Below are 22,246 nucleotides of genomic sequence, written 5' to 3' on the forward strand. Positions count from 1 at the left end.
CGAGGGGGCAGGGCGGCACGCGGGCCCGGCGGGCGCGGAGCCGGAATCGCGGGAGGGCCGGGCCACTGAGCAGGTCGACCTGGCGATCATCGCGGTGCCCCCCGCCCACGTGGCGACCGAGCTGCTCGAGCTGCAGCGGCTCCAGGCGGCCAGGTTCTACACCGACGTCGCCAGCGTCAAAGCCGAGCCCATCCACCGGGCCGCGCAGCTCGGCTGCGACCTGTCCGCCTACGTCGCCTCCCACCCGCTCGCCGGCCGCGAGAAGTCCGGCCCGGGGGCGGCGAGGGACGACCTCTTCCTCGGCCGGCCGTGGGCGCTGTGCCCCACGGAGGAGGCCGACCCCGAGGCGAAGGCGGCTGTGCTGCGCCTGATCGAGTTGTGCGGCGCCAACGCGGTCGAGGTCAGCGCCACCGACCACGACCGTGCTGTGGCCGTCGTCTCCCACGCGCCCCACGTCGCGGCCTCCGCCGTGGCCGCGCGCCTGGCCGACGCCACCGATGTCGCCCTCGGCCTGGCCGGGCAGGGCGTGCGCGACGTCACCCGGATCGCGGGCAGCGATCCCGGGCTCTGGCTCGGCATCCTGTCGGGCAACGCCTCCCCGGTCGCCGAGGTGCTGGAAGCCGTCGCGCACGACCTGGCCGACGCGGCGAGCGCGCTGCGGGCCCTGGCCGAGGGCGACGGCACCGCGACCGGCGAGATCACCCAGCTGCTCAAGCGGGGTGTCGTCGGGCACGATCGCATCCCCGGCAAGCACGGCGGCCCCGCCTCCTCCTACGCCGTCGTCCAGGTCGTCATCGGCGACCGTCCGGGCCAGCTGGCCCGGCTGTTCCAGGTGTGCGACGAGGTCGGCGTCAACGTCGAGGACGTGCGCCTGGAGCACGCCCCAGGGCTGCCGCTGGGCATCGCCGAGCTGTCGGTGGAGCCCGACGCGGCCGCCACGCTCTCCGAGGCCCTGCGCGAACGCGGCTGGCAGGTTCCCTAGCCGCCGATGTCACATCCGAGCCTCCTCGATCCGTCTTCAGGGCGAATCGAGGAGGTGAGGAAGATGAGTGACATCCTGGTTCTGGGCGCGGGTTACACCGGCATGGCGGCGGCCGTCAGGGCCGCCTCCAGAACCCGCCGCGTGGGCGGCAGGGTCACGCTGGTGAACGCCTCACCCACCTTCACCGAGCGGCTGCGGCTGCACCAGACGGCGGCGGGGCAGTCGCTGGCCGTGCATCCGCTGGAGGAGATCGTCGCGGGCACCGGCATCGACGTCGTGCTGGGCCGGGTCACCGGGCTCGACGCGGAACGCCACGAGGTACGCCTCGATGACGGGCGTGTGCTCGGCTTCGACAAGCTGATCTACGCGCTCGGCGCCGTCACCGACGCCTCGGTGCCCGGAGTCGACAGCCACGCGTACACCTTCGCCGACCACGAGCGGGCCGTACGGCTTTCCGAGCAGCTCGGCTCGCTTCGCAGCGGCACGGTGGTCGTGGTGGGCGGCGGGCTGACCGGCGTCGAGTCGGCGGCGGAGATCGCCGAGGCGCACCCGCGCCTGCACGTCGTCCTGCTGTCGAGGGAACGGCTCGGCTCCATGATGGGGGAGTGCGCCCGCGCGCACCTGGATGCGGTGCTGGAGCGGCTCGGCGTCGAGGTGCGCACCGGCGTGGAGGTCCGCAAGGTCCTGCCGGACGCCGTCGAACTGGTCGGCGGAGAGCTGATCCACTCCGACGCGACGCTCTGGACGGCCGGCACCAGGGGCCTGCCCCTGGCCGCCGGGTCCGGGCTGAGCGTGGACACCCGTGACAGGATCGTGGTGGACTCGGTGCTCCGCTCGGTGTCACACCCCGACGTGTACGCCGTCGGCGACGCCGCCGCGGTCACCCAGAAGTTCGGGGTGCTGCACGGCACCTGCCAGGGCGGCATCCCCACCGCCCTGCACGCGGCCGACTCGCTGGCCGCCACCCTGCGAGGGAAGACCCCGAAACAGTTCAGGTTCGGATATATCCACCAGCCGGTCAGCCTGGGACGGAAGGACGCCGTCATCCAGTTCACCCGGCCGGACGACAGCCCCCGCCGGTGGTATCTGAAGGGACGGCTCGCCGTCGCCTACAAGGAGGCGGTCAGCAGCAGCCCGCTGCCGACGTACTGGCTGCTCAAACGCGGGCTCGTGCCCGTCAGGGCGTTCGCGCTGAGCGCAGGGCTCCCGTGAGACGTGAGCGGCGCGGCGGGCGGGACCCCCAGTCCCCGCCCGCCGCGTCCCAGCGAGTCAGCGTTTGGTGACGGCCTCGCTCACGGCGTTCGGGCCGTCGTACTGGCGGTCGGGCATGGCCTCCAGGGCTTCGACGATGTCCTTGCTCGCGTTGTGGTCGCGCGCGGCCTTGATCAGATCGGCCTTGTTGGCCGGGTAGTCGACGCCACCCAGGTGTTTCTGCAGGTCGATCGGGTTAGGTGCGGTACTCATGACCGCCTGCTGCCCCCGTTCCGCGAGACGTAACCGCACGCCCGTGCTCAGCCGCCGGCCCGTTCCAGCCGCCGTCGTGCCCGCTCCACGGCACGTGGCAAACCCCGTCTGTCCGCCAGCGCTCCTGGAAGGCGCGGTACGGCCGTGCGCAGCCCTTCCCACCCGGCGGGTCCCGCACGCAGGGCGTCGAGCGCCCGCCTTGCCACCACAGGCCACGGGCGGCGCAACACCGCGGTCAGCACGGCGTTGCGCAGGGCCAGCGCCTGCCTGCCGCGCGGGTCCTTGGCAGGCGACGGGTGGTGGTGGGCCACGACGTCGTCCACGTACGCCAGCCCCCATCCCTTCGCGGCCAGGTCGACCGCCAGGCGCTCCTCCTCGCCGAAGAAGAAGATCACGTCGTCGAAGCCGCCCGCCTCCAGGAACGCGTCCCTGCGCACCACCGCCCCGCACGCCAGGAACCCCAGCACGCTCGGCCCCGGCAGGTCGGGCTCCATGCCGAGCGGCGATTGCCGCATCAGCTCCGACACCGGATCCAGCCGCTCCTCGGGGCCCACCAGCACGCGCGCGCCGAGCACGGCCAGCCGGGGATGGGCGTCCAGCACGTCGGCGGCCCGCTCCAGCGCTCCAGGCGCCCACCAGGAGTCGTCGTCGGCGAAGGCCACGTACGGCGTTCCGGCCATCCGCACGCCCAGGTTGCGGCCGGGCGCGCCGAGATTGGCACCCGGCTCGACCAGCAGGACGTCGGGGAAGTGGCGGCGCACGAACCAGGCCGTACCGTCGGTGGAGCCGTTGTCCACGAGGATCACCGGCCGCGGGTGCATCGGGAGGGATCGGGCCAGTGCCCGAAGCCTGTCCTTGCTGGCCACGACGACTGTGACGCGTGCTCCGTCTGTCACAAGAGGTCACTTACCGGGGCGGCGGCCGTTAGTCCTGCCGCGCCCGGCCCGCCGCTCGGTCGGTCACCCCCCTTCAGGTGAGCTCACTGTTTCGGGATGCGCTGGGTGATGGCGTGTTCGAAACCGTCGAGGATGGCGTGCAGGCCGAACTCCTGGGTCGTGGTGGCCGAAGGGGTGGCATGGGTGGTGGCGAGCAGCGGGAACCGGTCGGCGTTGAGGAGGAGCAGGTCGCGCATGATCGGGGCGGCGTCGCCGTCTGTCCAGATCTGGGTGCCGGGGGTGGCGGCCGCGTGGGTGGCGCGGATGTGGTTGGACACCAGCATGATCGCGTCCAGGCGTTCGGGTTCGGTCAGGGGGGTGTCGGCCAGGGCGCTGAGGGCGCTTTCCGGCCACGCGGTCTCGCGCGGGCCCATCACGCGGTCGCCCGTGGTGACCGACGGCAGCCAGGGGTGGAGCCGCCAGGCCGCGGAGAGCTCGCGGGCGTACTCTTCCAGCTTGGCCCGCCATCCGGCGACCCCGCTCAGCCGGGGGGCTGCGCCGACCGCGGCCTCGATCATGACGGCGATCAACTCGGCCTTGTCGTTGACGTAGCGGTACAGGGCCATCTTGGTGAAGCCGAGCTCGGCGGCGATGCGCTGCATGGAGACCGCCTCCAGCCCCTCGGCGTCGGCGACCTGCACGGCGGTTTCGGCGATCTGGGCGACGTCGAAGGCGGGCCTGGGGCCTCTGCTGGGCGGTTTCCTGAGGCCCCACAGCAGTTCGGCCAATGCTTTCGGATCCTCGTTGGCCGACATCGCCGCCCTCCCTCTTGCCATGCTCCGTGAACTGTATCTATCGTACACAGTGTCCGCAAGAAACAGTTTACCTCCGAGAGGCAGAGAAAACGATCATGGGTAAGCTCCGCGTCCACAACTTCACGATCTCGCTGGACGGCTTCGGCACCGGCGAGGGCCAGGCCGCCGATGCCCCGTTCGGCCACGCCGGCGAGCGCATCCACGACTGGATGTTCGCCACCAGGTACTGGCACGAGATGGGCGGCGGCAGCGGTGGGAGTGCCGGCGCCGACAACGCTTTCGCCGTGATGCACGGTCGCGGCATCGGCGCCGAGATCATGGGCGCCGGCAAGTTCGGCCCGCCCGGCTGGCAGGACGACCCCGGCTACAAGGGCGCGTGGGGGCCCAACCCGCCCTTCCACACGCCGGTCTTCGTGCTCACCCACCGGCCGCGGCCATCGATCGAGATGAAGGGCGGCACCACGTTCCACTTCCTCGACGCCGCACCCGCCGAGGCGCTCAAGATCGCCTTGGAGGCGGCCGGCGGCCAGGACGTGCGCCTCGGCGGCGGGCCGTCCGTCATCCGCGACTTTCTCACCGAAGGGCTGGTCGATCACATGCACGTCGTCCAGGTCCCGATCCTGCTCGGCCGCGGCGTCCGGCTCTGGGACGGCCTGGAGTCGCTGGAGGAGGCGTACCACATCGAGGCGGTCTCCACGCCTTCCGGCGTCACCCACCTGACCTTCACCGCCAAGAGCCGGTGACCGCGACCGCGACCGAGTCGTAGGGAAGTGGAGACCATGGACACCTTCATCAAGGACGTGACGTCGCTGGTCAGCGGCATCGACGACGAGTACGAGCTCACGAATCAGATCGCGGCCCGGTTGTCCGACCTGCTGGCCGGCGACTACCGCCTACCCCGGAAGTTCACCCGGGCGTCGGACGAGCACCATGTCACGTACCCGCTGTACATCGCCCCCGACGCCAGCTGGTCGCTCGCGTGCGTCGTCTGGAACGTAGGCCAGCGCACACCCGTGCACGGACACGAGACATGGGGTGTCGCCGGGATCTACTCGGGGGCCGAACGCGAGTTCCGCTACGTCAAGCCCGCGGCGTCCGAGCAGGGCAGGCCCCTGACGCCGGCCGGAGAGCAGGTGTGGGAACGCGGGCAGGTCACCGTGTGCTGTACGACCGACGACGACGTCCACGCCGTCACAGCCCTCGGCGACCAGCCCACCGTCGGGATCCACGTCTACGGAGGCGACATCGGCACCATCAGCCGGCGGTTGTACGATCCAGCCACTGGAGCGGTCCGGTGGTTCGTCTCCGGCTGGGACAGCCCGGCAGACGCATGAGAGCGCCCGGCCCTTCCGGCCCTTCTGGTCCTCTCCGGCCCTTCCGGCCCTCGCGCCGTTCGCGGACGGATCCAGGCCCACCTCGTCGCCCAGCTCCGGCCAGGACCCCGGCCATGTGCTCGCCGGCCTGAGACGCGGGTGACGCTCCCGCGGGAGCGGTCGCCGCCCCGCACCCGCCGGCCAGGGGGCGCCCGGCTCGTATGGAAGCTGGATCGCCGACCGAGCCGGAGGCTGTAGCCTCTTCAGGTCGGGTGGAACAAACGTGAAGAAGGAGAGACCGTGACCGGTCTGGTCGTCGCCATGGACGGCCCTTCGGGGTCGGGCAAGTCGAGCGTCTCGCGCGGAGTGGCCCGCGCGCTGGGCCTGCGATACCTCGACACCGGGGCGATGTACCGCGCGATGACCTGGTGGATGCTCCGGCAGGGCGTCGACCTGGCCGACCCCGGCGCGATCGCGGCCCGCTGCGGCGAGCCGCTGATCGTCTCCGGCACCGACCCCGACAGCCCGGCGATCCATGTCGACGAGGTCGACGTCGCGGGGCCGATCAGGGAGGCCGACGTCACCGGCGCCGTCTCCGTCGTCGCCGCCGTCCCAGAGGTGCGCGCCCGCCTGGTCGCGCGGCAGCGGGAAATCATCGGCGCCGGCGGCATCGTGGTCGAGGGCCGCGACATCGGCACGGTCGTCTGCCCCGGTGCCGCCGTCAAGATCTACCTGACGGCCAGCGCCGAGGCCCGCGCCCTGCGGCGCAGCGCGGAGCTGGCCGGCTCGACCGTCCGGGCGCAGCAGGAGGCCATGGCCAGGCGTGACACCATCGACTCGACACGTAAGGCCGACCCACTCTCGATGGCGGATGGCGCCGTCGAGCTCGACACCACCGCGATGAGCCTCGACGAGGTCATCGCGGAGGTGCTGAGACTGGTCGCCGAGCAGACGGGCCCTGGCGGGCCCGGCGGCGACCGCATTCGCGAGCGCACCTGACGAGCAGGTGCGGTACTCACTAAGGACGAAACATCGTGTCAACGGGGGATTGGGTCGAGGCCGACCTCGACGATCTTGAGATCACCGAGCACGGCGACGCCGTGCCGCTGCCGGTCGTCGCCATCGTGGGGCGGCCGAACGTCGGCAAGTCCACGCTGGTCAACCGCATCATCGGCCGCCGCGAGGCGGTCGTCGAGGATGTGCCGGGCGTCACCCGCGACCGCGTCACCTACGAAGCCAACTGGCGCGGCCGCCGCTTCACCGTGGTCGACACCGGAGGGTGGGACCCTGACGCGACCGGCATGAACCTGCGCATCGCCGAGCAGGCCCAGATCGCGGCCGAGCTGGCCGACGTGATCGTGTTCGTGGTCGACACCACCGTCGGCGCGACCGACGCCGACGAGACCGTGGGCTCGGTCCTGCGGCAGTCGGGCAAGCCGGTCATCCTGGCCGCCAACAAGGTCGACAACCAGCAGCTGGAGCTGGAGGCCGCCGCGCTGTGGTCGCTCGGCCTCGGCGAGCCCTACCCCGTCTCCGCCCTGCACGGCCGCTCCAGCGGCGACCTGCTCGACGTGGTGCTCGACGCGCTGCCGGAGACGCCCGAGATGACGTTCGGGGCCGAGCGCGGGCCCGCCCGCGTCGCCCTGCTCGGCAAGCCCAACGTCGGCAAGTCCTCCCTGCTCAACAAGCTGGCGGGAGAGGAGCGGGTCCTGGTCGACCCGATGGCCGGCACCACCCGCGATCCGGTCGACGAGCTGGTCGAGCTGGGCGGGCGCACCTGGCGCTTCGTCGACACGGCCGGCATCCGGCGGCGCGACCGCGAGCTGCAGGGCGCCGACTTCTACGCCGCCATGCGCACGCGCGCCGCCCTGGAGCGCACCGAGGTGGCGATCGTGCTGATCGATGCCAGCCAGCCGCTCACCGAGCAGGATCTCCGCATCATCGGCCTGGTCATCGAGTCGGGCCGGGCAATGGTGGTCGCCTTCAACAAGTGGGACCTGGTCGACGAGGACCGCCGCTATTACCTGGAGAAGGAGATCGACCGGCAGCTCGTACGCACTCCGTGGGCGCTGCGCGTCAACATCTCCGCCAAGACGGGGCGGCACGTCGACCGGCTGGTCCCCGCGCTGGAGAAGGCGCTCGACTCGTGGTCCACGCGGGTGCCCACGGCCCGGCTCAACGCGTTCCTGACCGAGCTGGTGCAGCAGACGCCGCCGCCGGTGCGCGGCGGCAAGCAGCCGAAGATCCTCTTCGCCACGCAGGCTTCAGTTGAGCCGCCCAAGTTCGTGCTGTTCACCTCGGGCTGGCTGGAAGACACCTACCGCCGCTTCGTCGAGCGCCGCATCCGCGAGGAGTTCGGCTTCGCCGGGTCGCCGATCGAGGTCACGATGAAGATCCGGGAGAAGCGCTCGAAAAAGGACCGATAGCGCGTTGGGGGCGGCAAAGGTTTTGCCGTCCCCTCCACGAGCTCGTAGGATATACCGCAAACGACGACGGAGACGAGTAGCCGAGGTCCCGCACGGGCCGAGAGAGCCGCCGGCAGCTGTGAGGGCGGTCCCGTGCCCCTCCGGCGAAGACACTCCCGAGTGCGGGGAGGAAATGCCCCGCCGCCTGACCCCCGTCACCGGGTCATCGAGGCCGCCCCGACCAGGGGCGGCGAAAGTGCGGTGGCACCGGGAGTTCCCTTCTCCCCCGCACTCCCAAGGGATCATGCATTTCCTCATGAAGGAGCTGTGATGATCTCTCGTGTCATGTCGGCGGAGCTCGCTGAGCACGCCGGGCAACGAGTGACGATCGCCGGCTGGGTCCATCGCCGCCGGCAACTGAAGTCCGTGTCCTTCCTCGTCGTCAGGGACCGCACCGGCCTCGCCCAGGCGGTGACCGCGCGCGACCTGCCGGGCGAGGAGAGCGTCGTCGAGGTCACCGGCACCGTGACGGCCAGCCCGCAGGCCCCAGGAGGGTTCGAGCTGGTCGCGCCGGAGATCGAGGTGCTGGCGGAGCCGTGCACGGCGCCGCCGTTCGACCTCTACCGGCCGGAGCCGGGCGCGACGCTCCCGACGATCCTCGACCACGCGCCCGTCGCGCTGCGGCACCCCCGCCTCAGGGCGCCGCTGGAGATCTCGGCCGCGAGCGTGGCCGGGTTCCGCGAGACGCTCGACGGGATCGGCTTCACCGAGATCCACACCCCGAAGATCGTCGGCTCGGCCACCGAGTCCGGCGCGAACGTCTTCGGTATCGACTACTTCGGCAGGCCCGCCTACCTGGCGCAGTCACCGCAGTTCTACAAGCAGGCGATGGTCGGGGTGTTCGAGCGGGTCTACGAGGTCGGGCCCGTCTTCCGCGCCGAGCCGCACGACACCGTACGCCACCTGGCCCAGTACACCAGCCTCGACGCCGAGCTCGGTTTCGTCCGCGACCACCGCGACGTGATGGCGGTGCTGCGCGAGGCGGTGGCGGGCATGCTGGAGTCGGTACGCCGCCGCGCCGCCTCCGCCGCCGCCCTGCTCGGCGCCGAACTGCCCGAAGTGCCCGCCGAGATCCCGGCCATCCACTTCACCGAGGCGCAGCGGCTGACGTCCTCCTCGGAGCCCGACCTGTCGCCGGCGCAGGAGCGGTGGTTGTCGGAGTGGGCGCTGCGGGAGCACGGGTCGGAGTTCCTCTTCGTCACCGGCTACCCGATGTCCAAACGGCCCTTCTACACCCACCCCGACCCCGCCAGGCCGGACCACTCCAATGGCTTCGACCTGCTCTTCCGCGGGCTGGAGCTGGTCACGGGCGGGCAGCGGCTGCACGCGTACGCCGACTACGTCGCCGCGCTGGCCGCCCGGGGCGAGGGGACGGAGGCGTACGAAGGGTATCTGCAGGCCTTCAAGTACGGGATGCCGCCGCACGGAGGGTTCGCGCTGGGGCTTGAACGGTGGACGGCGCGGCTCACGGGCGCCGCCAACATCCGCCAGACCACCGCCTTCCCCCGCGACCTGCACCGCCTCTCCCCGTAACCCGCCCGCCCGCCGCCATCGCCCGGCGCCCCTCACCGGGCCCGGGCGATGGACGGCATGAGCAGCGCGACGCCCGCGCCGAGCACGCAGATGAACGCCGTGACGAGGAACATCTCGGTGTACTCGACGTGCAGCGCCGCCTGCACCTTCGCGGTGTAGTCGGCCAACTGCCGCTGGTAGGTCACGGCGTCCACGCCGAACGGGAGCGGCGTGTCCAGATGGGCGGTCAGCGACTGGAACCGGTAGAAACCCCACGCCGACACGGCCGCGATGCCGATCAGCATGCCCATCATCCTGGCCACCACGACCGCCGCCGAGGCGACGCCGTGCTGGGCCGCCGGGCTCACCCGCAGCACCGCCGACGACACCGGCGCGATCACCAGCCCCAGGCCCAGCCCGGCGACGACCAGGTGGAGGTCCATCAGCAGACCTGCGCTTGCCAGGTCGAGCGGCCAGCGGCTCATCAGCCAGTAGCCGGCCGCCGCCAGCACCATGCCCGCCACCGCCACGGCCCGGTCACCCGCCTTGCGCGCCAGCAGCCCGCCGAGCAGCGCGCCCACCGTCAGCGCGGCCAGGAACCTGGCCAGGACCAGCGACGCCCCCAACGCGTCGGCGCCGAGCAGCGTCTGAGCCGTGAACTGGACGAACACCATGGTCACGAGCAGCGCGGCCCCGGCCAGGAAACTCACCGCCAGGGTGGCGAGCAGCGGGCCCTTGCGGGTGCCGGACAGGTCGAGCAGGCGGACGGGGGAGCGGATCTCCCACCAGACGAAGATCACGGCCGCCAGCGCGCCGGCGGCGATCACGGGCAGGCCCCACGGGGGGAGCACGGCCTTGGCGGGGTCGGGGTTGTACAGGCCGACCACCAGCAGCCCGAGTGCCAGCGCCAGCAGCCCGCCGCCGACCACGTCCACCCGCCCGCCCGCGTGGGCGAAACGTCCCTGAAGGGTGTCCGCGGGACCGTCGCCCGATCCGGCTCCTGAGGGGATCGACCGCCCTGCGGTTGCATCGGTGGGGACGTCGCCCGTTCCTGTTGTGTGTGCGGGGGTGGATCGCCCTTGGGGGACGTCGCCCGTTTCGGTGGTGTGTGCGGAGGTGGATCGCCCTTGGGGTGCGTCGCCCGTTTCGGTCGCGTGTGCTGGGAGCGACCGTCCTCCGGCCGTGCCCGCGGGGAGCTGTCCCGATCCGGTGGCTTCCGCGGGGACGGTGGCCGTTCGGGGAGAGCGTACCGGGCGGCCGGGGACCGTGAGGTGGACGGCGAGGGCGGCGAGGGCGGCGAGGGGCAGGTTGATCCAGAAGATGGCGTGCCAGCCCCCCAGCTCCACCCCCGCCACCACGGTGCTGGGAATCAGCGCCAGCACCCCGCCGTACAGCGGGCCGAGCGCGCTCCCCAGCTCCTGGGCCGCCCCCACCGCCCCCAAGGCCACGGGCCGCTCGTGCTCGTCCCACAGGTCACCGATGAGCGCCATCGTGATCGGCAGCAGCGCCCCGCCGGCCACCCCCTGGACGGCGCGCCCGGCCACCACCATGACCTCCCCGGCCGCCAGCGCCGTCAGCACCGAGCCGAACGCGAACGCCGCCAGGCACGCGTGGATGAGCGGCCGCCGGCCGTAGCGGTCGGAGAGCTGGCCGAGCAGCGGCATCGCGGCGACGTACCCCAGCAGGAAACCCGTGACGATCGGCGTGGCCCGCTCCAGGTGGTTCAGCGGGATGCCGACGTCCTCGGCGATGTCGATCAGGACCGTCACCACGACGTACGCGTCGAGCGCGGCCAGCAGCACCACCGCGCCGCCCGCGCCGAGCACGATCCGGCGGGCACGCCTCATTCGGCAGCGGGCGGGGTGATCGTGACCGGCGCGTCGTAGTCGCTGAACGACACCGTCACCGTGCCGCCCTGCAACGGCAGGCTGGCCCTGGTGAGCCGGCTGGAAGCCTGGTCGAGCCAGACCTTGCCGGTGACGCCCTGCGTGACGCCGGGAACGATCTGGCCGACGACCTGCCCGGGGAACGTCGTGACGACGCGGTAGGCGCCGTCCTCCACGCCTTCGACCTTCGGGTCCGTGGCCGAGGCCAGCAACTGGGCGATGCCCTTGGTCGGCTCGAGGATCACCGAAGGGTCGTAGAACTGCGCCAGTTGTTGCCGGGTCATCTTCTGGAAGCCACCCGTCGGGCCCTTGAAGTGCACGGTCTCCCCGACCAGGGCGAAGCTGACCTCCTGCAGGGTGCCCAGCACGTCAAGCGTGATCGTGCCGTCGGCGTCCCCGGCGGCGGTGAGCCTGCCGTCGGCCTTCTTGACCGGCACCTTCGGCTCGCCCTCGGTCGCGATCGAGAAGGTGGCCGACTTGACGGCCTTCATGGCCTCAGCGGCCTTCTTCATCAGCTCGGGCCCCGCGGGCAACTCGCCCGCGTCACCGCCGGACGAGCACGCCGCCGCCAGCGCCAGCACGGCCACGATCAGTAGCTTTCTGAGCATGAGCGGATCGTAGCGAGCGGTACGGAGGTCCGCGCACCCTCGGCGATATCGGTTGGGTGTCAGCGCAACTTCTTCAAATGCTCCACGAGCGGCGCATAAGCCGCCTCGATCGTTTCGAGCTGATCGTCGGTGAGCCGGTCGACGAAGTGCTCGCGCACGCTGGCCACGTGGAACGGCGCCACCCGCTGGATGGTCTCCCACCCCTCGTCGCTCAGCACCGCGAACGTGCCGCGCCGATCGTCGTGACAGTCTTCCCTCGTGACCAGGCCCTTGGCCTCCATGCGGGAGATCTGGTGCGACAGCCGGCTGCGTGACTGGATCGTCGCGTCGGCCAGGTCGCTCATGCGCATGCGCCGCCCGGGGCTCTCGGAGAGGTTGACCAGGATCTCGTAGTCGTTGACCGAGAGCGAGAACTCCTGGAGCTCGCGGTCGAGCCGGTGCATGAGCAGCTTGTGCAGCGCCAGGTGCGTGCGCCAGGCACGCTGCTCGGCGGGAGAAAGCCAGCGAGGCGTGCTCATGATCCCCAATCTAGCGCACCTGACCTGCCTCCCTGCCCCCTGGTACGGAGGAGGGGTTCCCGTGCCGCTATGCGGCAGCTCGTGCCGTTGTACGGCGCCTGCTGTGGAACGGGGTGCTTGACGTTTCGCGGACCCGGGTGGGTCTCCACGTCCTGAGACGGCTTGCCCGCCTGTCCGTCGGTTCTGATGTTCCTCGCGCCCACGACGTCGGCGTGCTCGATGTACCCGGCGAATGCCCGCTGCCCGAAATCGAACTCCTTGCGGTATTTCCGGCCCGCCAGCATGCGTAACGCCCCCTCTTGCGGGGGACCTTTAAACCCACCAGTTCGAACATATTCCCGTACATGGTCGGCAGAGTGGAATATCTGCGCGGCAGACACGCGGTTTCCGCGATGCACATCCATCTGGTCTTCGTGATCAGATGCCGGCGTAAGGTGTTGACCGGCTCGAGGTAGCGCCGGCCGCTGCGAGGGCATCATGATCGAGGCGTGTGAGAGTTATGAGGCCGAGCTACTCCACGGCTTTGGCGTGCACGACCACGTCCACTTGCTCATCCACTGCCCGGCCGAAGAGGTCGGGCATACCCCCATGAGAACCGCATGCACTCCCGATCTGGAGGGCAGAGGCTTCGGCCGACCTCCGGTAGGGCCTCCATCATGAAGGGGGAGAGCCTGCGCACCGTGCTCGTGGCGGCCGCGGCCAACCTCGCCATCGCCGTGGCGAAACTCGTGGCGGGCCTGGTGGGCGGCTCGGCGGCCATGTTGTCGGAGGCGGCACACTCTGCCGCCGACACGGTGACGGAGCTGCTGTTGCTGGTGGCGGTGCGCCGTTCGGGCAGGCCCGCCGACCGGCGGCATCCGTTCGGGCACGGCAAGGCTGGCTTCGTCTGGGCGCTGATGGCCGCGGTCACAACCCTGGTGGGCGGCGCCGGGTTCTCCATCACGAACGGCCTGCACGAGATCGGTCACGGCGAGGACCTGTCGAACCTCACCCCGGCGTACATCGTGCTGGCGGCCTCGTTCGTGTTCGAGGGCATCTCGTTCGCGCGGGGGCTCACGCAGTTGCGCGCCGAGGCCGCCCGGCACCGGGTCGGCGTCGTACGCCTGGCGCGCATGACGTCTGACACCGCGTTGAAGGCCGTGCTGTTCGAGGACGCGGCCGCGCTGTGCGGGCTGCTGGTCGCGGCCGCCGGGCTGGTCGCCTCGCAGCTCACCGGCTCGGCGCTGTGGGACGGCGCGGCGTCGGTCGTGATCGGCCTGTTCCTGCTGGTCGTCGCGCTCATCCTGATCCAGGCGAACATGTCGCTGCTCATCGGCCAGGCCGCGACCCAGCGGACCGAGACCGGCATCCGGGCGGTGCTGCTGGCGCAGCCGGAGGTGGAGGACGTGGTCGAGTTGCTGACCATGATGATCGGCCCGGGGGAGATCCTGGTCGCCGCGAGGATCGATTTCAGGGACGAGTCGAGCGCGGCGGGCGTGGAGCGGGCCTGCGAGGAGGTGGACCGCCGGCTGCGAGCCCAGATCTCCGGGGTCAAGCACGTCTTCCTCCACCCGACCCCGGCCCGCCGCTGAGGTCGCCCGGCGCTCAGCTGAACGCCATGACGATCGCGACTCCGACGACGTGCATCAGCACGACCGCGACGATGAGCGACACGAACACGAACTTGGCCGGTCCGTGCTCGAAGGTCTTGCCCTCTTCGAGCGGCTTGCGCTGCGCCATGCGGTCGGCGATGCGCTCCTCAAGGGGCTTGCGGTAGAACATGGGGCCGAGTCTATTCGGGGAGGGGCACCCTCCTGGCGGGGGCGTCCGTGATGACCGCCACCCTGATGTCCGGCCCGACGCTCCACTCCAGCAGATGCCGGCCCGACAGGTCGTCCTCGCAGGCGCGCAGCTTGTCCATGGTCAGCTCGCCGCGCTTGATCAGCGCCTCCTTCCGCGTCCAGTGCCTGATCAGCTCGTCGTTGCCGGTGAGCAGCGAGCGCTCGCGCGGGTTGAGCACCCGGTCGGCCAGCAACGTGTCCAGCGGGCCCGGCGGCACGTGCTCGGCGTCCACGCCGACCTTGCCGGGCCCGGCGGCCGCGCACACGTAACCGCGGGTGTGGCTGAAGCTGACCCCCAGCTCGGGGGCCTGCTCGATGGAGGGTCTGCCGTGCCCGGGGCCGTGCAGATGGCAGTGCTGCAGCAGCGTCAGCTCGCGCGGCTCGACGCCGAGCGCGGCGGCGGCGCAGACGCGCACGAGGAGGTGCGCGGCGACGAAGCAGTCGCGGTCGGCCTCGAACCTGAACCGCGCCGCCCGCTCGCGTTCCACCTCGGTCAGCCAGTCGTCAGGGGCTCGCACCTCGTCGGGGCGGCCGCCCATCGCTAAGGGGCCGATCGTCAGTCCTTCTTCTTCTCGTCGCCGTCGAGGGTGTACTGGTCCTCCGAGGACGCGCCGAGCACGGTCACGTCATGGATCTTCCAGGTCCCCTTCTCCTTCACAAGAGAGATCTTAAGGTGCGAGTCCTTGACCGAGCGGATCGCTTCCGAGGTGTTCACCTGCTGATCGACGACCACGATGGCGTGCGCCGTGGCCTCGTCCACGTCGGCGAGGTAGACCTCGCGCACCGTGGCCTGCGAGGTAGCCTTGAGCTTGACGATGACCTGCGCCATCGCGCCGCCGAACGCCGCGTCGTAGGTGCTCAGGAAGTCGCCCGTGGCCTGGGCGGCCAGGGCGGAGCGGGTGGTCTGCAGGTCCTGGTAGTCGTAGCTGAGCAGGGCCTTGCTGAACGCGCCCGCGGCTCCCGACACCTCCAGGCGCAGCGCCCGCTCGGCCTCGAGCGCGGCGCGGGCGTCGCGGGCCTGGGCGGCGGAGATCCCTTGCAGGACGGCCGTGGCGGCGATCGCGGCCACCACCATGGCCGCCAGCGTCCACAACACGCGAGCCCTGGAGAAGCGCCCGGCCACGGCGACGTCCCGCCGCCCGCCGCCTCCCGCCTCCACCTGCTCGCGAGCAGCAGGCTCGCCGTCCCCGGCTTCCGCGGTGCCCCGCCGGGCCGGCTCGTCGGCCACCGGAGTCACGGCCTCGGGTGGCGCGGTCTCGGGTGGTGCGGCCTCGGATCGCGTGGTCTCGGATCGTGTGGTCTCGGATCGTGTGGTCTTGGCTGATGTGGTGCTCGGAGGCGGGGGGTCGGCGAGTGGGGTCTCCGGACGGGCCTCGTCGGTACGGGGGGCTGTGGAGAGGTCCTGCTCGGTGGTCATCGTGACTCCTCACGGCGGCGGGCGGCCCGACCCGCCGCGATCCAGCCCACCATGCCACCAAGGGCCACTACGGCGAGGAAAATCGCGGCAATCAGGGGGGCGGTGTTCGGCGGGTCAGGGGACGTGGCGCCGGTGGCGGCCACGTCACTGGACGATGGTGCGGGCTGCGGGCTCCTGCCCGGCCTGGTGGCGTCCCCGGCGCCCGGTCGTCCGGAGGCGCCCGGGCGCGCGGTCCGGTCCGGTCGTGCCGTGCGGTCCGGCCCTGAGGTGCGGTCCGGTGGTCCGAAGGCGTCCGGGCGACCGGCGCTGTCCGGCCGGCCCGAGCCGGCCGGGCGGGCGGCGGTGTCCTGGCGATCTCGCTCGGACCGGTCGCGGCCGGTACCGGCGCCGTCCTCGGAGGCGTCGGAGACGGGCGCGCGGTCCGGGCAGGCGCGCAGCTTCGGCACGGTGGGCGGCCCGACCGCCCGCGCGTACTCCTCGGCGGGCTGCGGCCCGCCGGGGACGCTGAAGATGAACGACGCCTTGCCGTACACGGTGTCGCCGCGCCGGTCGCTGATGTCGTCGGCCAGGCTCAACGCGGTCGGCATGATGCTCAGCAGGTGGTGCACGTTGCGTTCGGTCTCGGGGGAGAAGACCGGTTTGTGCGGCAGCCCCGCCGCGGTCAGCAGGCACGAGAACCCGGGCCTCGACCGCCGGACGGCCTCGTCGAGCTGCGCGAACACGCCCGGTCCCCGGTCGAGGAAGGTGTTCAGGTCGGCGCGGGAGGCGCGCAGGGTGGCCGTCACCGTGCTGAGGTCGGTGATGCCTGAGGCCAGCTCGCCCCGCTTGCCGGCAAGCGTGTGGGTGAGCCGGGTGAGCTGCACCGCCAGCTCGTCGAGCACCTCGGTGTTGTCGGCGAGGGTGCCGGTCAGGGTGTGGGCGTCGTCGATGATGCGCCTGATCGCCGGTGCCCGGCCGTCGAGGGCGACGGCCAGCTCGTGGGTGATCGCCTTGGCGTCCTCGGGCGGCACCGCGTTGAGCAGCTTGCCGACGCCTTCGAACAACTCCTTGTAGTCGAGCGGCACCGACGTCTTGGCCAGCGTGATCGTGTCACCGGCCGCGAGCGGCGGGCCGCCCGCTCCGGTGGCGGGCGGCGAGAGCTCCACGTACGGCTCCCCGATGGCGGACCTGCGCCGCACCTCGGCGGAGACGCCCTTGGGCAGCCGGATCTCCCGGTCGATGTCGAGACCGACGACGATCTTGCCGGGCGCCAGCCGTACGTCGCCGATCTTGCCGACCCGGACGCCCAGGTACGCCACGTCGAACCCGCGGACGAGACCGGGCGACGAGACGAACTCGGCCGACACCCGGTACGGCCGCTCGATCGCGTCGAGCCGGATGATCGTGCTGAACGCCCACACCGTCATGACGACGCCCAGGACGACGAAGAACCCCAGGTTCAGGTAGATCCGTTTGCTCATCGCGGCGGCTCCAGGAGCAGGCGGAAGTCCTCGATCCTGTTCGGCAGCGCCGGCCGGTCGGCGCCGCGCCGCTGGGGCAGCAGCACGCCCTTGAGCCACAGGTAGATCAGCACCTGCCCGTTCACCGTGATCGGCGGGGCGTCGATGAACTTCTGCAGTTCGGCCACCAGCGCCTTCAGGTCCTCTCCGCCTCGCTGCATGGCCGAGGAGATGGCCGCCAGCTCCCGCAGCAGGGTGCGCAACCGGGCGGCGTGCCGCGGGTAGACGGTGAGGTTGGCCTCCTTGGCCAGTTTGGTCAGCGCGACGATGGCCTTCTTCACGTGTTTGCGCCCGTGCGCGATGCGCGTGGTGGCCGAGGCGAGGGTGCCCGGCAGCCGGTCCAGCTCTGTGCTGCCCTTGGCGAGGTCGTCTCCCAGCTCGGCCAGGGCGTCGATGCTGGTGCCCAGGTCGCGGCGGGCGGCGGCGTAGGCGTCGGTGACCTCGGCCGTCTGCTTGATCAGCTTGTTGACGTCGTCGCCCTGCCCGGCGAACGCGGTAGAGGCCGCGTCCAGGATGGCGTTCACGTCCTGCGCGCCGAGCGCCTCGATGAGCGGCCCGGCCTTGGCGGTGACCTGCTCGATGTCCGGCTCGACCGAGGTGTCGGCGATGGTGGCGCCGCTCCTCAGGTACGGCCCCGTGGAGAGGTCCTTGCCCTTGGGCGGGGCGAGCAGCACGTAGTTCTCGCCCAGCACGGACGTCTTGGCCACGGTGGCCGTGCTGCCCTCCGGCAGCCGGTGCTCCGACTTGATCGACATGGTCACCCTGGCCCGGTAGCCCTGCAGCCGGATGCCGGTGACGGTGCCCACCCGTACGTCGGAGATCTGCACGCTGTGCCCCGCCACCAGGCTCTGCACGTCGTCGAAGACGGCGTGCAGGGTCAGGTCGCCGGTGGTCGCGCCGAGCGTCTGCAGCGAGCACGACGACGTCGTGAGCGCCAGCACGAGCAGCGCGGCCGGCGCGCCCGCCCTCATCGCGGCCTCCTCTGGTAGGGGCAGTTGCTCAGCCCGGCGGGCAGGCACGGCACGTCGCCCAGGTTCAGCGAGTCGAACAGCGGCGTCAGCCATGCCCTGGTCAGCGCGTTGAGCACGACGCGGATCTTCAGCACGTGCTGTTTCCTGTCCCACGAGTCGATGATCACGTCGGCGAAGTCGGCCGCGCCCTTGACGGCCTGGGCCGCGGACGCGCTGTTGGCCCTGACCGTCAGGACCAGCTCGGCCAGGGTGCTCGCGGCCTGCGGGAGCCGTTGCGCGTACTGCTCGATGATCACGTCGCCGCGGCGCACGAAGCCGGCCATGCTGGAGACGAACCCGCGCAGCCGGCGCCGCTCCTCCGCCAGGATCGAGCTCGCCTCGGCGAAGGAGTCGATCGCGCCCGTCACCTGGCGTTCCCGCTTGTTGAGGCCGGCGGCCAGCCGGTTCAGCCCTTTGGCCAGGGCGACGAGCTGCTGGTCCTGCTCGGCCAGGACGCCGGTGAGCTTGGAGGTGTCGGAGACGGCGTCGCCGATGGTCCTGCCGCGTCCCCTCACGCCGTCGGCCAGGTCGCCGGCCACGTCGCCGAGTTTCTCGTCGTCCAGCGCGTCGGTCAGCTTGGTGAACGCGTCGAGCGCGTCGTCGATCTCGACCGGCAGCTCGGTCCGCTCCAGCGGGATCGTCGTCCCCGGCTGGATCCGCCGGTTGCCGGGCTTCCAGGGGGGATAGAGCACGACGTTGCGCTCGCCGAGCGTGTTCTGCGGCGCGACCACGGCCTTCACGTCCGCCGGGAGCGGCACGTGGCGGTCGACGCGGAGCGAGACCCGTACGCGGTCGCCCTCGATGCGGATGTCGTCGACGTACCCGGCGTCGAGCCCCATCACCTTCACCCGCGCCTCCTCGTACAGGGAGGGCGCCTTGCTGAAGATCGCCACCAGCCGGTACGGCTCCGCGCCCAGCACGGAGCAGCCCGACGCCAGCAACGCCCAGGCCAGCAGCGCCGTGACCAGCCGGGTCATCGGGCGGCCCTCCTGTCCTTGGCGATGGCGGCGAGCACCTCCGGGTCGATGGGGCCGAGGCCCGTGGCGATGGCCTCGAGCCACGGGCCCTGGCCGCCCATCGTGGACAGGCCGGAGAACGTCGGCCCCGCCCACGCCAGCAGCGAGTTGAGCTGCTTGTTGTCGTCGCCGAGCTTCGTCGTGATGGCCGCGTTGTCGTCGAGGACCTGCACGAGGCTCTTCTCGTGCCGGTCGATCAGGCGTGTGGTGCTGCGTACCAGGTCGCTGCCGTCGCCGAGCAGCGTGCGCAGCTCGGCGCGGCGGTGGCGCAGCTCGGCCAGCATGACCTCGACGGCGTCGACGAGCCGGGCGAGCTGCTCGTCCTTCTTCTCGATGACCTTCATGATCTTCGTGCCGTTGTCGAGCAGCCGCCGCAGCTGCGGCTCGCTCTTGCTGATGGTCTCCGACAGGTCGCCGACGTTCTCGAGCAGCCGGGTGACGCGGCCGCGCTTGAAGGTGTCGATCTTGCCGAGCTCGGTGAGCAGCTCGTCCACGGCGTCGGTGTCGAGCCGCTCGACGAGCCGGGTCGCGTCGTTGATGGCGTCGTTGATCAGGGTGGGCACGCCGGTCCGCGTCACGGGGACGCGCCGCTGGGCTTCGGGCAGCTGGTCGAGGTACGGGGGCGAGACGGGGCCGGTGAGCTTGACGTAGCGGCCGCCGAGCAGGTTGGACAGCGCGATGTCGGCGCGGGTGCCGCGGCCGAGGCGTACGTCGCTGTCGACCTTCCAGGTGACGACCACGTGACCTCGCGTGTAGTCGGGGCGCACCTCGGTGACCTTGCCGACGCGCACGCCCGCCACCCGTACGTCGTTGCCGGTGCGCACGCCGCCGGAGTCCACGAAGATGCCGGACATGTGGTAGCCGCTCTCCAGCAATCCCAGGCTGCCGACCAGGAAGGTCGCGACGAGCAGCGTGGCGAGCGTGGCCACCGACACCAGGCCGACGGCGATCTTGTTGCGGTCGCGGAAGGACTTGAGCGCCATCAGTCGCCCACCAGGAGCTTCCGCAGGTCCTCGGTGCTCTGCACCCTGGTGTTGCGCAGCGGCGGCGGCTTCTTCATCGGGTACGGGCACGGCGCGGGGCCCAGCGCCACGCACGGGACCGCGGTGATGAAGTAGTGGCCGCGGTCGACGGTGGAGTGGGCGCGGGTGAACAGCGGCGGGAAGGTGCTGACCGTCCTGCCGATGCTGTCCACGTTCCGCCTGATGCCGCCGGTCAGGCCGGACAGGTTGTCGACCAGGGCGCCGAGCTCGTCGGCGTTCTTGCCGAGCACCTCGTTGGAGGTGTGCACGGTCGCCGACAGCTCCACCAGCGCGTCGTCGATGAGCTCGCGGTTGTCGGCGAACGCCTCCGTCAGCGTGACGAGGTTGTCGACGAGCTGCTCGAGCTGCTTGTCGCGCCTGGCGACCACGCCGGTGACGGTGGCGTAGTCCCGCAGGAGCTGCTCGATGGTCTTCTTGCGCGCGTTGACCGTGGTGGTGATGGCGTTGACGTTGTCGAGCAGCCTGGGGATGTTCCTGTCGTTGCCCTTGAGCGACTTGGCGGCGGCGGTGAGCAGTTGGTTGATCTGGTCGGGGTCGAGGCTCCGGGTGAGCGGGCCGAGGTCGCTGACCAGTTCGCCGATGTCCACGAGGGAGGTGGTGCGGGCGATGCGCGACCCGGGCGGCAGCATGCCGGGCGCGGTGCCGGGCAGCAGGTAGATCACCCGCTGGCCGATGGCGTTGCGCCAGCGGACGGCGGCCTCGGTGTCGGCGGGCACCCTGACCGCGTCCTGCACCTCCATGGTCACCTCGGCCCGGCCGTCGACCACCCTGATGGTGTCCACCTGGCCGACGGGCGCGCCGGCGATCTTGACCTGGTCGCCTTCGACCAGCCCTGACACGTCGTCGAACATGGCGACGAGCCGGTACCCGCCGCCCGTGCTCACCCTCGCGATCTGCACGCTGATCACCACGATCAGCGCCACGGTCAGGCCGACGAAGAGCACGAACTTGACGAACGTCCACCAGCGGCGGGTGCGCTCCATCAGCGCCTCCCGTCGGTGGGGCCGCAGACGCCGACGATCAGCTCGCAGACGTCGGTCGCGACGAAGGCCTCCACCTGGAGCTGGCGGGTGCCGCCCGGGCCCGGCGCCTCGATCAGCTCGTTGAGCAGGTCGACCAGCCGGTTCAGGCCGCGTACGCCGTCGCCGGCCAGCCCGAGCTGGGCGTAGATGAGGGCGGCGACCCGCTCGCCGGAGTGCACGCCGGCCCGCAGGTTGCCCCGGTGCTTGGCCAGCCCGTGCGCGGTCTGGCCGCTGACCGAGGTGACCTCCTGCAGCAGCGCGCGCACCTTGTCGGCCCGCGCCAGCAGATCGGGGGTGATCACGTTGACGTCGGACGAGATCGCGACGATCTCGTCGCCCTTGTCCGACAGCGTGGTGCCGAGCAGGGCGCCGTCGCGCAGGAACCGCCTGGCCCTGTCCCGGTGCCGGTGCGCGACGCCGACGAGGTCGCCGGCGTCGCCGATCAGCTCGCGCAGGTGCTCGCCCTTCCCGTCGAGTCCCTTGGCCAGGGTGTGCACGATGACCGTGACCTCGCGAGGGTCGACGGCGTCCAGGCCGCGGTAGGCGGCGCCGAGCGTGTCCGACAGGTCGAGCGGGCCCTCGGTGTCGGTGATGACCGCGCCGCTGCTCAGGTAGGGGCCGGTGGTCTCGCCGGATCCGGGCTTGAGGTTGACGTACTTGGGGCCGAACACCGACGTCGGCTCGACGGAGGCGACCGTGGAGGCGGGCACCTTGACGCCGGGCTCGACGTGCATGGTCACCACGGCGTCGCCCTTGGCGTCGAGCGCCACGCCCGTCACGTCGCCGACGGTGATGCCGCGGATCTTGACAGGGGAGTTGGTGTCCAGGCCCTGACCGGCCCGGGCGAACACGGCGTCGATCCTGGTGCCGCTGATCTCGGTGGCGGTGCGCACGACGTACAGCGTGGCCGCGGCCAGTACCACGAGGACGGCGAGCGCGACGCCGGCCCGGGCGGGGAGGGAGAGTTCGGATCGGCTCACC

General features: G+C 71.4%; 24 protein-coding genes. 9 read left to right on the top strand and 15 right to left on the bottom strand.

All coding sequences use genetic code 11. The annotated features are described in order from the left end of the window. Both E1292_RS11835 and E1292_RS11840 read left to right on the top strand, forming a co-directional pair. On the top strand, positions 1 to 982 hold a 982-nt coding region (locus E1292_RS11835), incomplete at its 5' end, for a prephenate dehydrogenase (protein ID WP_132594988.1). Between the two features lie 63 nt (positions 983 to 1,045). Next, positions 1,046 to 2,194, top strand: a complete 1,149-nt coding sequence (locus E1292_RS11840; protein WP_132594990.1) for an NAD(P)/FAD-dependent oxidoreductase — start codon at positions 1,046 to 1,048, stop codon at positions 2,192 to 2,194. A gap of 57 nt (positions 2,195 to 2,251) precedes the next feature. Here E1292_RS11840 and E1292_RS11845 read toward each other — a convergent pair whose 3' ends face one another. The 3 genes from E1292_RS11845 to E1292_RS11855 form a co-directional block, all read right to left on the bottom strand. Next, positions 2,252 to 2,446, bottom strand: a complete 195-nt coding sequence (locus E1292_RS11845; protein WP_132594992.1) for a DUF2795 domain-containing protein — start codon at positions 2,444 to 2,446, stop codon at positions 2,252 to 2,254. A gap of 47 nt (positions 2,447 to 2,493) precedes the next feature. Continuing rightward, the gene (locus E1292_RS11850; RefSeq protein ID WP_246090069.1) at positions 2,494 to 3,267 is read right to left on the bottom strand and encodes a glycosyltransferase; all 774 of its coding nucleotides are present in this window, start codon (positions 3,265 to 3,267) and stop codon (positions 2,494 to 2,496) included. Between the two features lie 158 nt (positions 3,268 to 3,425). Next, complete coding sequence (locus E1292_RS11855; RefSeq protein ID WP_132594996.1) at positions 3,426 to 4,136, bottom strand: TetR/AcrR family transcriptional regulator; 711 nt, start codon at positions 4,134 to 4,136, stop codon at positions 3,426 to 3,428. 95 nt (positions 4,137 to 4,231) lie between these two features. Here E1292_RS11855 and E1292_RS11860 point away from each other — a divergent pair, with 95 nt between their 5' ends. The 5 genes from E1292_RS11860 (at position 4,232) to aspS (ending at position 9,447) form a co-directional block, all read left to right on the top strand. Next, the gene (locus tag E1292_RS11860; RefSeq protein WP_132594998.1) at positions 4,232 to 4,879 is read left to right on the top strand and encodes a dihydrofolate reductase family protein; all 648 of its coding nucleotides are present in this window, start codon (positions 4,232 to 4,234) and stop codon (positions 4,877 to 4,879) included. A 36-nt stretch (positions 4,880 to 4,915) separates the two neighbouring features. Beyond that, the gene (locus E1292_RS11865) at positions 4,916 to 5,470 is read left to right on the top strand and encodes a cysteine dioxygenase family protein (RefSeq protein ID WP_132595000.1); all 555 of its coding nucleotides are present in this window, start codon (positions 4,916 to 4,918) and stop codon (positions 5,468 to 5,470) included. A 279-nt stretch (positions 5,471 to 5,749) separates the two neighbouring features. Beyond that, the gene (cmk, locus tag E1292_RS11870; RefSeq protein WP_132595002.1) at positions 5,750 to 6,448 is read left to right on the top strand and encodes a (d)CMP kinase; all 699 of its coding nucleotides are present in this window, start codon (positions 5,750 to 5,752) and stop codon (positions 6,446 to 6,448) included. Positions 6,449 to 6,483: 35 nt separating this feature from the next. After that, positions 6,484 to 7,875, top strand: coding sequence for a ribosome biogenesis GTPase Der (gene der / locus E1292_RS11875; protein ID WP_132595004.1), 1,392 nt, complete (start codon positions 6,484 to 6,486; stop codon positions 7,873 to 7,875). Between the two features lie 309 nt (positions 7,876 to 8,184). After that, positions 8,185 to 9,447, top strand: a complete 1,263-nt coding sequence (aspS, locus tag E1292_RS11880) for an aspartate--tRNA(Asn) ligase (protein WP_132595006.1) — start codon at positions 8,185 to 8,187, stop codon at positions 9,445 to 9,447. Between the two features lie 32 nt (positions 9,448 to 9,479). Here aspS and E1292_RS11885 read toward each other — a convergent pair whose 3' ends face one another. Genes E1292_RS11885 through E1292_RS11895 form a run of 3 tightly spaced genes read right to left on the bottom strand, consistent with a single transcriptional unit; the run spans position 9,480 to position 12,438 of the window. Next, positions 9,480 to 11,273 carry an MFS transporter gene (locus E1292_RS11885; RefSeq protein WP_132595008.1) on the bottom strand — a complete coding sequence of 598 codons (1,794 nt, stop codon included), beginning with the start codon at positions 11,271 to 11,273 and terminating at the stop codon, positions 9,480 to 9,482. Beyond that, positions 11,270 to 11,920 carry an LppX_LprAFG lipoprotein gene (locus E1292_RS11890; protein ID WP_132595010.1) on the bottom strand — a complete coding sequence of 217 codons (651 nt, stop codon included), beginning with the start codon at positions 11,918 to 11,920 and terminating at the stop codon, positions 11,270 to 11,272. The genes E1292_RS11885 and E1292_RS11890 overlap by 4 nt, the downstream gene beginning before the upstream one ends. Before the next feature lie 59 nt (positions 11,921 to 11,979). Continuing rightward, on the bottom strand, positions 11,980 to 12,438 hold the full coding sequence (locus E1292_RS11895) for a MarR family winged helix-turn-helix transcriptional regulator (protein ID WP_132595012.1): 459 nt from the start codon (positions 12,436 to 12,438) through the stop codon (positions 11,980 to 11,982). A 474-nt stretch (positions 12,439 to 12,912) separates the two neighbouring features. Here E1292_RS11895 and E1292_RS55710 point away from each other — a divergent pair, with 474 nt between their 5' ends. Then, a complete protein-coding gene (locus E1292_RS55710) occupies positions 12,913 to 13,098 on the top strand; it encodes a hypothetical protein (protein ID WP_369334336.1) in 186 nt (61 codons plus the stop codon). Beyond that, positions 13,095 to 14,009: a cation diffusion facilitator family transporter gene (locus tag E1292_RS11905; RefSeq protein ID WP_132595016.1), complete on the top strand. Its 915-nt coding sequence runs from the start codon at positions 13,095 to 13,097 to the stop codon at positions 14,007 to 14,009. The genes E1292_RS55710 and E1292_RS11905 overlap by 4 nt, the downstream gene beginning before the upstream one ends. 13 nt (positions 14,010 to 14,022) lie before the next feature. Here the strand turns inward: E1292_RS11905 and E1292_RS50990 are convergent, their stop codons facing one another. From E1292_RS50990 to E1292_RS11945, 9 genes are read right to left on the bottom strand one after another with little or no spacing between them, the layout of a single operon-like run. Beyond that, positions 14,023 to 14,199, bottom strand: a complete 177-nt coding sequence (locus tag E1292_RS50990) for a hypothetical protein (RefSeq protein ID WP_165974486.1) — start codon at positions 14,197 to 14,199, stop codon at positions 14,023 to 14,025. A gap of 10 nt (positions 14,200 to 14,209) precedes the next feature. After that, on the bottom strand, positions 14,210 to 14,797 hold the full coding sequence (locus E1292_RS11910) for a 4'-phosphopantetheinyl transferase family protein (protein ID WP_132595019.1): 588 nt from the start codon (positions 14,795 to 14,797) through the stop codon (positions 14,210 to 14,212). A gap of 17 nt (positions 14,798 to 14,814) precedes the next feature. After that, entirely contained in the window at positions 14,815 to 15,675 is an 861-nt protein-coding gene (locus E1292_RS11915; RefSeq protein ID WP_132595021.1) for a hypothetical protein, read from the bottom strand. Continuing rightward, a complete protein-coding gene (locus E1292_RS11920; protein ID WP_132595023.1) occupies positions 15,672 to 17,135 on the bottom strand; it encodes an MlaD family protein in 1,464 nt (487 codons plus the stop codon). Before E1292_RS11920 ends, E1292_RS11915 begins: the two co-directional genes overlap by 4 nt. Then, positions 17,132 to 18,145 carry an MCE family protein gene (locus tag E1292_RS11925; protein WP_132595025.1) on the bottom strand — a complete coding sequence of 338 codons (1,014 nt, stop codon included), beginning with the start codon at positions 18,143 to 18,145 and terminating at the stop codon, positions 17,132 to 17,134. The genes E1292_RS11920 and E1292_RS11925 overlap by 4 nt, the downstream gene beginning before the upstream one ends. Further along, entirely contained in the window at positions 18,142 to 19,161 is a 1,020-nt protein-coding gene (locus E1292_RS11930; protein WP_132595027.1) for an MCE family protein, read from the bottom strand. Before E1292_RS11930 ends, E1292_RS11925 begins: the two co-directional genes overlap by 4 nt. Then, on the bottom strand, positions 19,158 to 20,183 hold the full coding sequence (locus E1292_RS11935; RefSeq protein WP_132595029.1) for an MlaD family protein: 1,026 nt from the start codon (positions 20,181 to 20,183) through the stop codon (positions 19,158 to 19,160). The genes E1292_RS11930 and E1292_RS11935 overlap by 4 nt, the downstream gene beginning before the upstream one ends. Further along, complete coding sequence (locus E1292_RS11940; RefSeq protein ID WP_132595031.1) at positions 20,183 to 21,226, bottom strand: MCE family protein; 1,044 nt, start codon at positions 21,224 to 21,226, stop codon at positions 20,183 to 20,185. The genes E1292_RS11935 and E1292_RS11940 overlap by 1 nt, the downstream gene beginning before the upstream one ends. Further along, positions 21,226 to 22,245: an MCE family protein gene (locus E1292_RS11945; protein ID WP_132595033.1), complete on the bottom strand. Its 1,020-nt coding sequence runs from the start codon at positions 22,243 to 22,245 to the stop codon at positions 21,226 to 21,228. Before E1292_RS11945 ends, E1292_RS11940 begins: the two co-directional genes overlap by 1 nt. Position 22,246: the final 1 nt, after the last annotated feature.

This window comes from Nonomuraea deserti (assembly GCF_004348685.1).
Classification (GTDB): Bacteria; Actinomycetota; Actinomycetes; order Streptosporangiales; family Streptosporangiaceae; genus Nonomuraea; species Nonomuraea deserti.

What these genes read in the sequence shown, in the direction of transcription:
- E1292_RS11920 (WP_132595023.1), bottom strand. Translation starts at nt 17,135, where the DNA reads ATGAGCAAACGGATCTACCTGAACCTGGGGTTCTTCGTCGTCCTGGGC.
- E1292_RS11865 (WP_132595000.1), top strand. Translation starts at nt 4,916, where the DNA reads ATGGACACCTTCATCAAGGACGTGACGTCGCTGGTCAGCGGCATCGAC.
- E1292_RS11925 (WP_132595025.1), bottom strand. Translation starts at nt 18,145, where the DNA reads ATGAGGGCGGGCGCGCCGGCCGCGCTGCTCGTGCTGGCGCTCACGACG.
- E1292_RS11860 (WP_132594998.1), top strand. Translation starts at nt 4,232, where the DNA reads ATGGGTAAGCTCCGCGTCCACAACTTCACGATCTCGCTGGACGGCTTC.
- E1292_RS11905 (WP_132595016.1), top strand. Translation starts at nt 13,095, where the DNA reads ATGAAGGGGGAGAGCCTGCGCACCGTGCTCGTGGCGGCCGCGGCCAAC.
- E1292_RS11850 (WP_246090069.1), bottom strand. Translation starts at nt 3,267, where the DNA reads ATGCACCCGCGGCCGGTGATCCTCGTGGACAACGGCTCCACCGACGGT.
- E1292_RS11885 (WP_132595008.1), bottom strand. Translation starts at nt 11,273, where the DNA reads ATGAGGCGTGCCCGCCGGATCGTGCTCGGCGCGGGCGGCGCGGTGGTG.
- E1292_RS11840 (WP_132594990.1), top strand. Translation starts at nt 1,046, where the DNA reads ATGAGTGACATCCTGGTTCTGGGCGCGGGTTACACCGGCATGGCGGCG.
- aspS (WP_132595006.1), top strand. Translation starts at nt 8,185, where the DNA reads ATGATCTCTCGTGTCATGTCGGCGGAGCTCGCTGAGCACGCCGGGCAA.
- E1292_RS11890 (WP_132595010.1), bottom strand. Translation starts at nt 11,920, where the DNA reads ATGCTCAGAAAGCTACTGATCGTGGCCGTGCTGGCGCTGGCGGCGGCG.
- E1292_RS11845 (WP_132594992.1), bottom strand. Translation starts at nt 2,446, where the DNA reads ATGAGTACCGCACCTAACCCGATCGACCTGCAGAAACACCTGGGTGGC.
- E1292_RS11895 (WP_132595012.1), bottom strand. Translation starts at nt 12,438, where the DNA reads ATGAGCACGCCTCGCTGGCTTTCTCCCGCCGAGCAGCGTGCCTGGCGC.
- E1292_RS11935 (WP_132595029.1), bottom strand. Translation starts at nt 20,183, where the DNA reads ATGGCGCTCAAGTCCTTCCGCGACCGCAACAAGATCGCCGTCGGCCTG.
- E1292_RS11910 (WP_132595019.1), bottom strand. Translation starts at nt 14,797, where the DNA reads ATGGGCGGCCGCCCCGACGAGGTGCGAGCCCCTGACGACTGGCTGACC.
- E1292_RS11915 (WP_132595021.1), bottom strand. Translation starts at nt 15,675, where the DNA reads ATGACCACCGAGCAGGACCTCTCCACAGCCCCCCGTACCGACGAGGCC.
- E1292_RS11940 (WP_132595031.1), bottom strand. Translation starts at nt 21,226, where the DNA reads ATGGAGCGCACCCGCCGCTGGTGGACGTTCGTCAAGTTCGTGCTCTTC.
- E1292_RS50990 (WP_165974486.1), bottom strand. Translation starts at nt 14,199, where the DNA reads ATGTTCTACCGCAAGCCCCTTGAGGAGCGCATCGCCGACCGCATGGCG.
- E1292_RS11930 (WP_132595027.1), bottom strand. Translation starts at nt 19,161, where the DNA reads ATGACCCGGCTGGTCACGGCGCTGCTGGCCTGGGCGTTGCTGGCGTCG.
- E1292_RS11855 (WP_132594996.1), bottom strand. Translation starts at nt 4,136, where the DNA reads ATGTCGGCCAACGAGGATCCGAAAGCATTGGCCGAACTGCTGTGGGGC.